Source organism: Liquorilactobacillus satsumensis DSM 16230 = JCM 12392 (assembly GCF_001435195.1).
In the GTDB taxonomy this organism is placed as follows: domain Bacteria; phylum Bacillota; class Bacilli; order Lactobacillales; family Lactobacillaceae; genus Liquorilactobacillus; species Liquorilactobacillus satsumensis.
The window spans coordinates 228,802-241,315 of the sequence record NZ_AZFQ01000036.1 but is presented as its reverse complement, the minus strand read 5'-3'; the positions used below and the strand labels follow the sequence as shown (position 1 = coordinate 241,315).

Genomic DNA, 12,514 nt, shown 5'->3' with positions numbered 1-12,514 from the left:
CTTATGGAACCCGTTTATCCGGAATAAAAGAGGGGCTGTGACAAAATTTAACTTTTGTCACAGCTCCTTTTTTTATTTCAGCTAACCACAATTCGATTATTACACCGCAAGCTGTCAGCTCAAGCTTTAAACAGCGGCAGTTTTTGTAAGAATTGAATATCAGAACGTTTGGCGGCATCACCTTCTGCCAGAATTGCCACGCGTGCAACAACGTTTGCCTCTATTTTATGCAACAATTTTTCGGCAGCCGCAATCGAACCTCCACTGCTGATGACGTCATCAATAATCACAACTTTTTTGCCTTTTAACAATGCAGCATCGTTTCCGTCAATTACTAACTGTTGCTGAGCGCTGGTTGTAATTGCATTAACCGGAACACTGATTGGTACTTTCATATAATCCTTAATACTTTTGCGCAATACTACATAGCGTGGTTTTTTTAAGAAATGACAAACTTCTTGTGCCAGCGGGATTCCTTTGCTTTCCATCGTAACTAAATAATCAAAGTCAAAATCTATTTTTGCAGCTAGTTTTTCGGCAGCATAATGTGTTAACTCTGCATCACCTAATAAAACAAAAGAAGCAATTGCAAGCTCCTCGTTGAGCTTCATGATTGGTAACTGACGCGTTACCCTACCAATCTTTAATTCATAAAATTTTTGCATTTCTATACCCCCAAGCCTAATAATGGTAAGCCAAACTTCAATACTGCTCCAGTGACCAACCCAGCAAAAGGATCAAAAATTGCCGTGACAACTAAGGTAATTGCTGCAACTGAGACCCCCGAGCCTGTCATTGCTGTGGCAGCATTTTCGGGAAAAATAACGACCGCTCCTAAAATAAATAAGAAACCTGCAATTGAAGTACTGGGAACATAACGACCAATTTTAGGAAGCCAGCCTGCAAATAGAATAATAGCCATAATTAACATCATCATAATCCCTGCAATGACAGGTTCAGGTGCACTTGCAGTCGCAGAAATGATTGTTTCGACAGGCGCTCCGCCTAATAAACTAGTTCCCATATCAGCGATCGCCTGCGTACTTGTCAGTAAATTCAAGTTAACCGGATTAGGTTTAACCCCCGTCATCTGTCCTGTAATTAAACCATAAGAGATATTTGCTCCAATATTTAAACATGCCAGACCCAAGGCGCCGCGCAAAATTCGCAGGTTAAATTGTGGGCGTAAAAAATTGAATTTTCGCGCAGTGACGTATGACGGAAGCTCTGCACGATACTGTTCTACTTTAACTGCGTAAAGACTTGAAAGAATCACTGAAATAGTGATTGTCCATACCAGATCCTTAGTAATTAAATATGTAATTGCCGCTAATCCAATTGAAATCCAGCCTACAGTACGTTGCTTTTTCGTCATTTCAATTGCAATCTTGGCAAGCATCAAGCCGACTCCAGCCATCATTCCTGCCATAATATTATTGCCTAAGTAGGAAACAATCTTAGTCAAAGTTCCAGTAAATCCAATGACCACCATGATTAATGAACCGCCAAAGATAATTGAAGTCCGCTCTCTGATATCTTTCCCTAGATTCCCAGTCAAGGCCAGTGACTCAGCTTGAAAAGAAAGTGGTGCTACTGAACCATAAAATCCATTGACTGCAGAAGCAAATACGAATGAAAAAGTCGTTGGAAAAACTGCAAAACCTAGTCCCATTGCCATAATACCTTGCGGAATCCCGTTTAAAACAACTCCGAGAGCCGCCATTAAATCAGCTAAAAAATGCATGCTACTTCTCCTTATAATAAACATTCTATGAATTTATCACAGAATAGTTCGTATTTATGAATAATTTTAGTATAAATACAACAATATAGCAATACTTAGTTTAAATATTAGGAACAATAGTTTAAAAATATTTATGCTGGTTAACCCTGATAATTTTCTATTCATACTTAGCAGTAGCTAAAAAGGTGGCAACCAGCAGAGCGAGCTGTTTACGCTGCACCATGCTATTACCACCTTAATTTAAGCAAAATTAGACTAAGAAATGCATTAATGTGCCACTCTCCCACAAAATATAAAAGCCTAGCCCAACATAAACAAGCGCTGTGATATATCCTCCCCATTTCTCCAGTAAGATTGCAATCAGTGGAAGTCGGCTTAAAAACAAGCCTAACCACCAAAACAAAGAAAGCATTACTAAAAAAGTCAGCATGACCGTTAAACTACCAGCTAGCGACAATTGTGCAAAAAGTGGAACATAAATACCGAGATTGTCTGCCCCGCAAGTCGCGATTGTGATTGCTGCAACACTTAAACTAAGACTGCTTTTAGTTTGAAGTTGTTTAGTTACAGCAGCATCACTCCCGTTTTCTCCGAAAAACCAAAGTTTTACTCCCATAAACATCGGAATTAGTCCTAACAGACCTAATACCCAAGTCGCAGGAACCAATTTTAACAAATTTGCCAAACAGAAACTAACCAGCACCAAAACTGCTGTTCCCAGCAAATCCCCCCAATAAACTGCCCAATGAGATTGCTTACCAATCGTTCCAAAAATAAGCATTAAAATAATCACATAGTCAATACTCGTTGAAAGATAGGCCGTAATTCCAGTCAAAATATTTTGCAGCATCTAAGCTCCTCCAAACTAATCATATTGTTTTTCATATGATATCATTAACATATGAAATAATCAACATATTAAATTTGAAGACTATTCTATTAAACACATGTTGTTGCTACTGCTGCAATTTTTCTTGGAGATTTATCATTTCTAAGACCCCTAACGCACATTCGCTCCCTTTATTCCCTGCCTTTCCACCTGCACGGTTAAGAGCCTGTTCCAGATTATCAGTTGTCAAAACTCCAAACATTACAGGAACTGGTCCATGCAGTGAAACTGCTGCCAAACCCGAAGCTGTTTCTGAACAAACATAATCATAATGGGAGGTTTCACCGCGTACCACCGCGCCAAGCGCAATAATACCTGCAACTCGCTGACTCTCACTTAAAAGTCTTACCACACGCGGCAATTCAAAAGCTCCGGGAACCCAAATAACAAGCAAATCTGCTGCATTTACCCCTGCTTGTAGCAAAGTCTGCTGCGCACCTGCCAGGAGTTTTTGCGTCACTAACTCATTGAATTTTGCGACTACAATCCCAATTTTTCGATTCTTTCCAGCGAAGGCTCCTAGATATTCATTCATTTAATCGACCTCCTTAAGTAGATGATTCATCTTATGCTTCTTGGTTATGAGATATTGTTGATTTTCAGGCTGGGCCGGAACTTCAAGCGCAACTCGTTGCGTAACCTTAATTCCCAGTGCTTCAAGCTGTTCAATCTTATCAGGATTATTGGTCAATAATGCAACTTCTGCAACTTTTTTCTGATGCAAAATTGCTGCTGCAATGCCGTAATTTCTTTCATCAGGAGCAAAGCCCAGCTCAAGATTAGCCTCAACAGTATCGCGCCCCGCCTTTTGCTGGAGATGATAGGCTTTTAACTTATTTGCGAGTCCAATTCCACGACCTTCTTGCCGTAAATAAAGAACTGCCCCTTTTCCCACAGCTGCAATCTTTTTCAATGCAACTTCCAATTGTTCACCACAATCACACCGTTTCGATCCGAAGAGATCACCTGTCAGACATTCTGAGTGCAGACGTAATAACAGCGGTACATGTGGTTGAATTTCTCCTTGAAATAGGAGCAGTGTCGGTTCTTGACCATCGTGGGTATCAAAAGCTTCTAAAGTGAAATCTCCATAGCGAGTTGGCAGCTTTACTTTAGTAATTGAGCTGGCAACCTCAAAATTTTGCAGATAGCGATACTTTTTAAGGTCGTCCAGCGATAGTAACGGCATCTGAACACCCTCGGCAAATGATTTTAATTCTTTGCGGCGTGCCATTGTACCATCTTTTTTAATAATTTCAGTAATGTAAGCAACCGGCTGTGCTCCAGCTAACTTAGCTAGGTCGACCGCGGCCTCAGTATGTCCATCGCGTTCAAGCACCCCCCGTTCTCGAGCAATTAGCGGGAAAACATGTCCTGGATGATAAAAAGCGGTTGCTTTTGCGTGCGGATTTGCCAACTGACTGATTGTATCGGCACGATCGAAAGCAGAAATCCCTGTACTCGTGGTTTTAGCATCGGTACTAACTGTGAAAGCTGTCCCGAAAGCATCTGTTGCATTTGTTACCATTGGTTGGAGGCCAAGTCGGTCCGCCACCGCTTTACTCATTGGAACACATAACAACCCACGAGCCTTAGTGATCATTGTATTCACAGCCTGAGGCGTTACAAATTCGGCGAGGCCGACCATATCGCCTTCTCCTTCACGATCTGTAGCATCAGTTACAATCACCAAACCGCCCTTTTTCAAAACTGCTAATGCATTCTTCACCCGTGTGATAACTTCATTTTGCTTCATAACTGAACACCTTCCTGTTTTAAAATGTATTTTCCGAGAATATCCACTTCGATATTTACAAAATCACCCACAGCTAAAGCGCCAAGGTTGGTATTTTTTAGTGTGAAAGGAATCAAGCTAACGCTAAAGGTCTGCTTTGTAACTGCACAGACGGTCAAACTGACACCATTAACAGCAAGTGAACCTTTTTCAACAACGTAGCGCCAATACCAGGACGGGAGTCGAAACGTTAAAATAACCGCGTTTTGATCCGAAATACGTTCACAGACCTGTGTCTTAGTGTCTACATGCCCTGTTACAAAATGACCCGCTAATCTCGTGGTTGGAAGCAATGCTAATTCAAGGTTAACCGTCCCACCAACTTGAATTTTCGCTAAATTAGTACGGCGAAGGGTCTCTGGCATCACATCTACTGTAAAACCTTGCGGCACCAAAGCAGAAACTGTTAAGCAGATCCCATCAACAGCAATACTATCGCCTAGTTGGCTGTGATTATTTTGTGTCAAGTTTGTCTGAATAGTAATCCTTGCTGCTTCAGCCTGACGCTCAATGGCTACAATCTGTCCACTCCCTGTAATAATTCCGGTAAACATTTCAATTCCTCCTTAATTCAAAACGCGTATCTTGTGCTAATTGCTTGCGGTCGACAAGCTGATACTGGGCTAATCTGTGAGCTGAAGTTCCAAAAACTGCTGGCAAGCCCCCGCCACCGTAGATCACCGGTGCAACATAAACTACCAAATGTTCAACGACATCGGCGGCAATAAAGTCTGCTTGTATTCGACTGCCACCTTCAACCAGCAAGGACTGAATCCCTTTGTCTGCTAATAAGTTAAGAATTTGCTTGGGCTTCCAGTCAGACTTAGTGTGCACCTCGACACCTGCTGGCCATTTTCGTTGTGTTTGCCTACGACTAAGCAATAAGATCGGGGCCTTAGCTTTGAAAAGACGTGCTCGTAAATCGATTTCATCCGCATCATTGACCAAAATGATGCGTAAAGGTTCAAATTCCGGAACCGTTTGCCGCACTGTCAACAAAGGATCGTCAACTTTGAATGTATGTTCGCCAATTAAAATTGCTTGGTTGCTACGCCGCAGCAGCTGACTATCTGCATAAGCTTTCTCTCCCGTTAAAATACTGCGAACACCTGCGTTGGCATTAATTTTGCCATCAAGACTCATCGCATATTTAAGTGTTACTAATGGTCGATGTTGCTCATAAAAGAAGTTATAGGCCGCATTCAAGCCACCTGTCTGACCTAAAATTTGAACTGCAATCCCCGCCGCTGTCAAAATTGCAATTCCTTTGCCGGCCACAAGTGGATTAGGATCACGTTGGCCGATGACGACGCGGCTAATTCCGGCCTTAACAAGTGTGCGGGCACACGGCGGTGTTTTCCCAAAATGACTGCAAGGTTCCAAAGTGACATACATGGTTGCACCTTGGGCATCTGTGCTTTTAGCTAAGTTTTTTAGCGCATCTATTTCAGCATGCCGGCCACCAAAGTGATGATGATAGCCAGTTGCAAGTACTTTTTGGTCTTTGACAATGACTGCACCTACAAGTGGATTTGTCCAAGTACTTCCCGTTCCCTTTTGCGCGTTTTGCAATGCTAGCTGCATGAATTTTGTTGTTTTAATTTGATTCACCCCACAAAAAAAGCCCCGCAACAAGATGCGGGGCAAAGATTTGAAAGCTAAATAAGATCTCAATTGAGCCAGGTTATTCCAAAAAGGACTCTTGAAATAATTCCCTTTTCTTAGTCATGAAAAAATGACAGTCACGCATTCTTCAATGACAGCCAAAATTCAAACTTGACTTATGCCTGCCTAAAAATTCGTGCCTTTTCTGTCACATATTTCACAGAAACGAAACTTATTAAGTGTTTTCTTCTACCATCCAGACTTTACTGTCGGTCCCAGACTCACACTGGGTCCACCGCTAAACGCGGGTCACGGACTTCAACTCAAAGTTGTCACCGTCGGTCGGGAATTTCACCCTGCCCCGAAGAAATCTATTCAGTTGTCATTTTAAGTGTAACGCACGCTTTTTTTAGATACAAGTCTTTTTTGAATGCAGCGTGATCACGTTTAAAAATTAGCTCAGGCCCAAGTCAATCAAATTTGAGGACTAACGCGCAATTACAAATGTCGTGTGCACTTTACATCAGTAACTCGAGTTTTGACGAAGAAGTTTGACTTATAAAACATGGTTATCCAGAATAAAATAACGGGGTTGAGTCAAAGTTTCACTTTTACCCCAATCTCGCTTAATTTGCTTGCATTAAATTATAAAAACAAAAAAAGTTGTACGAATTGCTATTTAAGCGTTCCCAAATAGTCTGTTCGCGTTAATTCGTAATGCGGATGCTGCAATCCTGTCGGTTGATAATATTGAAAACCTTTGAAGACGAACCCAAGTTTGAGTATTATTTTCTTTGATCCTTGATTTTCTGGATGGTGCCGGGCAACTAATTTGACGGCATTTAACTCTTCAAAAGCGTAGTTAACGACTCTGCGAGCAACTTCCGTCCCGATTCCCTGCCCCCAAAAAGCAGGCAGCAAGTGATATCCAAGTTCATAGCTTCCCGTGGTTCCTTCCATTCTTAAACCGCAAACTCCAACAAATTCATTTGTCGCTTTCAAAAATAGCGGCCAATACTGGACATTATGCAGCTCCATGCTCTTAATTTCTGTCGCTAAACGTTGCTTAATTTCTGCAGGCGAAAAGGCTCCGTTTTTATGAATGAACTTAGTTACCTCTGCGTTGCCCCATAATTGAGTGGCTAGTTCAGCTTGACTATTATCCCATTGCTTAAACCCAATTCGCTGTGTTTCAATCAAATAACTCATATTCCTACCTCCACCAGATTTTATCATTATACTGCTAAATCACTATTTTTGCTGAATAACTTGCAACTAAGCCCAAAAGGCACGCACAAGAGATACAGTATTGTCAATTTCCCAGTTAGCAATTCTGATTGTTGTTGTATTTTTAATAAGAACCATTTTATTTGTCGTTTTTTCTTAGTTAAACGTTACTGCTAAACAAATAATAAATGGGTTTTATCCCAACCGTTTAAATTGATTGCACATTTTTCATACCAGGCTTTCACTCACTCTTTTAATTTAGCAGCAAAAATAGCTAATCCGTAAGCAAAACTTGCATTAATGTCTTCTTTCATTTTAAAGGAGTCATTCGTTTCTAATAATAAAAAGCCATGCATATAGCTGCGCCATGCTCTGATAAAATGAATCATTTCCTTTTGTGACAATCCACTTTTTGCCAGCACTTTGGAAAGCAATGCAATCATTTTGGTAGATTCAGCACTCGCACCTGCGTGTTGACTCCAGACACCAACTTGTTGGATTAAACGGTATTGATTAGGATAGCATTTAAAAAATTTGCGGTACTCATTCGATAACGCCAACAATGCCTCCTTGCTTTGCAGTCCCACCACTGACTCCAGCAGATTCTGCGATAGTTTTGCCAAACAGTTTTTAGCAGTGAGTTCGAGAAGTTCGTTTAGACTTTCAACGTGATTATAAAGAGAAGGTGGTTTAATTCCTAAAAGGACTGAAACATTTTTTAATGTGACTGCTTTTAACCCTTCTTTGTCCAAAAGTGTTAGTGCAGCTTTAATAATTGCATCTTGATCTATTCCTTTTTTCACTTCAAACTTTCCTTTCAGCAGCTTTAATTGCTTTTTGCAGCATTTTTTCAGGTTTCAATAACATTTCCCCATGTCCGACCGCCAGTACTGCCGGATGCAGTTGAGCAATCTTCTTTGCACTTGCAAGCGCAATTGCTGGACTCCACGTTGCCAGCCCTGGGAACGGGAAGCGCAACTTAAGAACCCCTGCCACTGCAATTCCGCCTTGAGTTTGCAAGGCATCGCCTGCAACTATTATTTTTGTAGCAGTTTCCAAAAAAGAAACTGAGCCCGGTGTATGACCGGGAGTTGCAACTACTTTTAGTCCATTAATCAATTCACGGTCTGTAAACGTAAAATCTACTTGAATTTGCTGCTTAGAAAATCCGCCTTTAATCTTACGCTGTGCTTCTCCAGCCTGCAGTGCAAAATTCCCCTTTAAAAACGCTGAATCTCTTTTGGAAATTCCAACTTTTGCATGGGGAAAGGCTTTTCGAAATGCTGGTACTCCATTAACATGATCGCCATGCGCGTGTGTCAGTAAAAGCATTGCGACTTTTTGATGGCTGTCACGGGCGAGTTTTTGAATCGTTGATACGAAAGAAGAAACTCCCATATCAATTACAATTAATCCTGAATTCGTTTCAAAAAGATAACAGTTAATCGGAAATAAATGCGGCAAAAAAGTAAGTTGATAAAGGTGCTGCATTTTTTTGATTTTCATCTTCCTGACCTCCTTTAACTAACTCTATTAGTATTATAACTAATCATATTAGTTAAGTCCAAAAAAATGCTTGGGGTTTTCATAATCTAAAATTTTCGGCGAACATCTTTTTGGTTAGAGGCTCTTAACCAATAAATCAAAATAATAAAAACTGACACCGAGGAAACTAAAGGTATCACAAAAGTAACCGCAAGTGAAATCAAACCGAAAACAACCAACCATAACCGTGTTTTGTTCGTTTCATAGCACTCTGTTCTTTGTACTGGGCTGACACGTGCTAATGAAACTTGACCTAATATATATAAACCCAAAACTGATAAGACATATATTAACAGGTAACAAACACTTGGAGCAGTAGCACTAGGATACCTCCCATGCCAAGCAGTCACCAATGGCAATAGGCTGATTGGTAAAAGAAGTCCAATATTTGACCATAGTAGAACTTTATCAACTACTTTGACTGGAGTAATAATCATGTGGTGACTAATCCAAAAACTAGCCACAAATAAAAAACTAAGTAAGTAGGCTGACAAGGTAGCAAAAAAGCTCGGTTTGATTAGTTCACTCCAAGCACCTGTCGCAGGCACCTTCAACTCGAGGACCATAATAGTAATAATAATTGCAAAAATTCCATCACTGAAAGCTTCTAAGCGACTTTTTGACATGGTTTTCACTTCCCTTTTACACACTAATTAGTGTAAACAAATTACTTACTTAAAAAAATAATTAAGACAGCTTTTAAAGATTTGCGGTTGATCAAGTGGCAAATTATGCCCCGCGGAATCTAAAACCAGTAGATTGCAATTTACAAAAGTCAATGACAACTTAGACTGTTCGCGAAAACCGACAATTTGATCATGCCGTCCCAGTAACAAAAAAGTTGGAATCTGCGTCTGCCATTTCTTAATATTTTCTTCATCATTCAACTGGTAAGCCTTAAAATCATCCCGTTGCAGTTGCTCAATAAACTGAAAATCACACTGCTGAAGTCCGCTGGCAATCTCTTTTTGATATTTCTGCCAGCTTAAATCATTAATAACAACATTCATTTCTTTATAATCGGCATAGTCTGTTGCATTAGTCGGCTTAATTTCAGCCAAGGTCAAATTAAGATGTTTTTCAGTAATTCTTTTATTTGCATTCGCAGTGATAACTGGACAAGTCAAAAACAACCCTTTAACTTGCTGCGCACAACGATAGGCAATCCCTAAAGCCAGATATCCGCCATAAGAATGACCACAAAGGTAAAAGTCCTTAATTCCCAGACTATCCAAAAATCGCGTGATGACAGTACATAAATAATCTCCACTCGGAAGCGGTTCTGAAAATGAGCTGCTCTTTCCCATTCCTGGAAGATCAAGGTAGATCTGCTGGTATTTTTTTGAATCAAAATATTCTGCGTAGTTTTCTTTCATAAAATTCAAATCTAAGCATAAGCCGTGTAAAAAGACAACCGGTATTCCTGTTCCACGAATCTCGTAGTGGATTGAAAAATTATCGATTTTCTGTTGCATCTGGGGGGCCTCCAAATTTACTAAATTGTTTTTTTTATACCTTCTCAGCTTTAATCTTAATTCAATTTATTGCTAATTACACTTGAATTTGACTTTAAGAAAGATCAGGTGCTAAAATAATGCGGTACAATTCTGATAGCGAAATTTATTTCGTCATGATACTAGAATGGATCCCATCTAGGCAAGAATGCTTGTTTAGGTGGGCTTTTTATTGTTTTAATTAATTTAAAGGGAGCGAATCATCAGCATGGAAAAAATAAAGTTTAATTTGAATTGGGAGATTTTTCTAATTGCCGGCAATCTGCGCCTAGCAATTATTGTTATTCCGCCATTGAGTACTTATATTATGCAAGCCTTTAAACTTTCTGCTACTGAAATGGGGATCTTAACCACTATTCCGCTGGTTTGTTTTGGAATATTTTCAGTGTTAGCACCTTTAGTAATTCACCGACTGGGAACACAAGGCTCGTTACTGCTATCTTTGACACTATTACTGGTTGCAAATTTCGTGCGGATCTACTCCTTGCCGTTGCTTTTTTTGGGAACTGCACTTGTAGGAACAGCAATTACGCTCTTAAATGTTCTAATCCCCACCATCATTATGGAACGCGCCCCGGAAAAAGCTAGTATTTTAAATGGCCTTTACATTGCGGCACTTAGTCTCTGGGCTGCATTAATTGGTTACTCCGCAGCCTTTTTAGCCAAAAATATTGGTTGGCAAGCAGTCATTCAGTTAGTCTCACTTCCGCCAGTTGTCGCGCTTTGCGGCTGGTTCCTGCTTCCTAAAAAAATAAGCAACGCTCAAGTCAACGATCACCACGCGCCAATGCCCCAGAAAAAGAGTCTCAAACAGTTGCTTGTTAAACAACCACGAGTGCTAATTCTCGCATTTTTCATGGGAATGCAATCTTTTATTTTTTATGGATTAGTAGCTTGGTTACCCAGTATTTTGAGTAATTTAAAACTTTCCGTTTTAGCAGTTGGCGGGCTTTTTGCACTTTTTCAATTCAGTGGAATTCCAATTTCGTATCTTATTCCGCGCCTTAAGACCTCAAGACGCACATTGCAAACGGTACTGATTTTTTTGCTCAGTGGGTACCTCATTGGCTTAGGCTTGTTGCTGCTTGGCAAGCCTTCACTGCTGCTATTAACAAGCGCCGTGATTTGCTTAGGCTTGACAACTGCTGCAATTTTCTCGTTGTCTTTGAGCCTCATTACAACACTCGCACATTCTGCACGCGAAGCGAGTGCAATCGGCGGGATTGTCCAATCAATCGGCTACCTCATCGCTTGTTTGAGTCCAACTTTGTTAGGACAACTTAAAACTAGCGTTGGTAATTGGGAAGTTGCGCTAGTGGTCTTGTTACTGCTTGCCTGTTGTACATTCCTAGTGGGCCTGCTTTTTGTCAGTTCAGCAGATCCAAAAGCACAGTAGTTTTTGCAGTTATTTTAAAAGCTAACTCGTTGTGCCTAGTCCCAAAACTCGGCTGTTAAGGCTGCTTGATCAGTCAAAATATTCTTTGAACTTGCGCCGTCCCTTAGCGGTCAACGCAACCGCTCGACTATCTTCAACTGGAAAATAAAGCCACGCATGCACAAACATAAATCGTAACAACTGCCTGCCGAGCGCACCTTTTAGATGCCGCTTGTTTTCACTCCAGTCAGGACACGTTGCCAGAATCATTGTGTCTTGTAGTTCGAATGCTGCAAAACTAATATTAAATTTTTGAGCAAGCTGGAGACTGCCATGGCTTGTAATCACTAACCCCGAAGCAGTATTAGTAATCCATTTCTTTTGCAGCAGCTGCTGTAGTAAATTCACGCCAAGCTCGCCTGCTAAATGGTCATAGCAAACCCGTGCTTGTTTCAGGCGTAAATAAACCTTATTTTGAGTAAAAGAAAGGATTTCCTTTCGTGGGGCGAGCACCAGCATTGTTTCTATGAGAGCCGCAACTTGAGCATTTTTAAGTCTATAATAATGAAATTTGCCCTTCACTGTGCAAATTACCCAAGCGGCTTTAAGAAACTTGCCTAAATGAAATGAGACAGTATTATTCTTCAAATCCGTTTTTTGCGTAATTTCATTAACAGTATGGAAGCGATTATCCAGCAAAAAAAGTAATATTTTTGTCCGTTGCGCATTACTTAGCAAATATGCTACCTGATTAAGATTGGGTTCTTTGATATCATTTCCTTCTTTCCAAGCTTATCTCGAAAGCATTCGAGATATTCTA

At 40.5% G+C, this 12,514-nt stretch carries 14 protein-coding genes and 1 riboswitch; of the genes, 1 reads left to right on the top strand and 13 read right to left on the bottom strand.

From position 1 onward, the window contains the following. Positions 1-119: 119 nt before the first annotated feature. From FD50_RS05975 to FD50_RS05920, 12 genes are all read right to left on the bottom strand, one after another. Positions 120-665, bottom strand: coding sequence for a phosphoribosyltransferase family protein (locus FD50_RS05975; RefSeq protein ID WP_056960793.1), 546 nt, complete (start codon positions 663-665; stop codon positions 120-122). A 2-nt stretch (positions 666-667) separates the two neighbouring features. Beyond that, positions 668-1,744 (bottom strand): hypothetical protein, encoded by a 1,077-nt coding sequence (locus FD50_RS05970; RefSeq protein ID WP_056960792.1) that lies wholly within the window; start codon positions 1,742-1,744, stop codon positions 668-670. Between the two features lie 250 nt (positions 1,745-1,994). Continuing rightward, positions 1,995-2,594 carry a cadmium resistance transporter gene (locus tag FD50_RS05965; protein ID WP_056960791.1) on the bottom strand — a complete coding sequence of 200 codons (600 nt, stop codon included), beginning with the start codon at positions 2,592-2,594 and terminating at the stop codon, positions 1,995-1,997. Positions 2,595-2,700: 106 nt separating this feature from the next. Next, entirely contained in the window at positions 2,701-3,168 is a 468-nt protein-coding gene (ribH, locus tag FD50_RS05960; RefSeq protein WP_054757746.1) for a 6,7-dimethyl-8-ribityllumazine synthase, read from the bottom strand. Beyond that, positions 3,169-4,389, bottom strand: a complete 1,221-nt coding sequence (locus tag FD50_RS05955; protein ID WP_056960790.1) for a bifunctional 3,4-dihydroxy-2-butanone-4-phosphate synthase/GTP cyclohydrolase II — start codon at positions 4,387-4,389, stop codon at positions 3,169-3,171. After that, positions 4,386-4,982 carry a riboflavin synthase gene (locus tag FD50_RS05950; protein ID WP_054757747.1) on the bottom strand — a complete coding sequence of 199 codons (597 nt, stop codon included), beginning with the start codon at positions 4,980-4,982 and terminating at the stop codon, positions 4,386-4,388. Before FD50_RS05950 ends, FD50_RS05955 begins: the two co-directional genes overlap by 4 nt. Before the next feature lies 1 nt (position 4,983). After that, the gene (ribD, locus tag FD50_RS05945; protein WP_056960852.1) at positions 4,984-6,012 is read right to left on the bottom strand and encodes a bifunctional diaminohydroxyphosphoribosylaminopyrimidine deaminase/5-amino-6-(5-phosphoribosylamino)uracil reductase RibD; all 1,029 of its coding nucleotides are present in this window, start codon (positions 6,010-6,012) and stop codon (positions 4,984-4,986) included. Positions 6,013-6,273: 261 nt separating this feature from the next. Then, positions 6,274-6,406: riboswitch (FMN riboswitch) on the bottom strand. Positions 6,407-6,708: 302 nt separating this feature from the next. Beyond that, positions 6,709-7,242: a GNAT family N-acetyltransferase gene (locus FD50_RS05940; RefSeq protein ID WP_056960789.1), complete on the bottom strand. Its 534-nt coding sequence runs from the start codon at positions 7,240-7,242 to the stop codon at positions 6,709-6,711. A 263-nt stretch (positions 7,243-7,505) separates the two neighbouring features. Continuing rightward, positions 7,506-8,063 carry a TetR/AcrR family transcriptional regulator gene (locus tag FD50_RS05935; protein WP_054757749.1) on the bottom strand — a complete coding sequence of 186 codons (558 nt, stop codon included), beginning with the start codon at positions 8,061-8,063 and terminating at the stop codon, positions 7,506-7,508. A 1-nt stretch (position 8,064) separates the two neighbouring features. Continuing rightward, a complete protein-coding gene (locus tag FD50_RS05930; protein ID WP_056960788.1) occupies positions 8,065-8,766 on the bottom strand; it encodes an MBL fold metallo-hydrolase in 702 nt (233 codons plus the stop codon). Positions 8,767-8,852: 86 nt separating this feature from the next. Next, positions 8,853-9,431 (bottom strand): TMEM175 family protein, encoded by a 579-nt coding sequence (locus FD50_RS05925; protein ID WP_054757751.1) that lies wholly within the window; start codon positions 9,429-9,431, stop codon positions 8,853-8,855. A 45-nt stretch (positions 9,432-9,476) separates the two neighbouring features. Beyond that, a complete protein-coding gene (locus tag FD50_RS05920; RefSeq protein WP_054757752.1) occupies positions 9,477-10,280 on the bottom strand; it encodes an alpha/beta fold hydrolase in 804 nt (267 codons plus the stop codon). Positions 10,281-10,527: 247 nt separating this feature from the next. On the opposite strand from FD50_RS05920, the gene FD50_RS05915 reads away from it, so the two are divergent. Continuing rightward, positions 10,528-11,715, top strand: a complete 1,188-nt coding sequence (locus FD50_RS05915) for an MFS transporter (protein ID WP_056960787.1) — start codon at positions 10,528-10,530, stop codon at positions 11,713-11,715. 69 nt (positions 11,716-11,784) lie between these two features. Here FD50_RS05915 and FD50_RS05910 read toward each other — a convergent pair whose 3' ends face one another. Beyond that, entirely contained in the window at positions 11,785-12,432 is a 648-nt protein-coding gene (locus tag FD50_RS05910) for an ArsR/SmtB family transcription factor (protein ID WP_056960786.1), read from the bottom strand. Between the last annotated feature and the right edge of the window lie 82 nt (positions 12,433-12,514).

Bases quoted from the DNA above. Each gene is read 5' to 3' on its own strand.
- FD50_RS05975 (WP_056960793.1), bottom strand. From the start codon at position 665: ATGCAAAAATTTTATGAATTAAAGATTGGTAGGGTAACGCGTCAGTTA.
- FD50_RS05970 (WP_056960792.1), bottom strand. From the start codon at position 1,744: ATGCATTTTTTAGCTGATTTAATGGCGGCTCTCGGAGTTGTTTTAAAC.
- FD50_RS05965 (WP_056960791.1), bottom strand. From the start codon at position 2,594: ATGCTGCAAAATATTTTGACTGGAATTACGGCCTATCTTTCAACGAGT.
- ribH (WP_054757746.1), bottom strand. From the start codon at position 3,168: ATGAATGAATATCTAGGAGCCTTCGCTGGAAAGAATCGAAAAATTGGG.
- FD50_RS05955 (WP_056960790.1), bottom strand. From the start codon at position 4,389: ATGAAGCAAAATGAAGTTATCACACGGGTGAAGAATGCATTAGCAGTT.
- FD50_RS05950 (WP_054757747.1), bottom strand. From the start codon at position 4,982: ATGTTTACCGGAATTATTACAGGGAGTGGACAGATTGTAGCCATTGAG.
- ribD (WP_056960852.1), bottom strand. From the start codon at position 6,012: ATGCAGCTAGCATTGCAAAACGCGCAAAAGGGAACGGGAAGTACTTGG.
- FD50_RS05940 (WP_056960789.1), bottom strand. From the start codon at position 7,242: ATGAGTTATTTGATTGAAACACAGCGAATTGGGTTTAAGCAATGGGAT.
- FD50_RS05930 (WP_056960788.1), bottom strand. From the start codon at position 8,766: ATGAAAATCAAAAAAATGCAGCACCTTTATCAACTTACTTTTTTGCCG.
- FD50_RS05925 (WP_054757751.1), bottom strand. From the start codon at position 9,431: ATGTCAAAAAGTCGCTTAGAAGCTTTCAGTGATGGAATTTTTGCAATT.
- FD50_RS05920 (WP_054757752.1), bottom strand. From the start codon at position 10,280: ATGCAACAGAAAATCGATAATTTTTCAATCCACTACGAGATTCGTGGA.
- FD50_RS05915 (WP_056960787.1), top strand. From the start codon at position 10,528: ATGGAAAAAATAAAGTTTAATTTGAATTGGGAGATTTTTCTAATTGCC.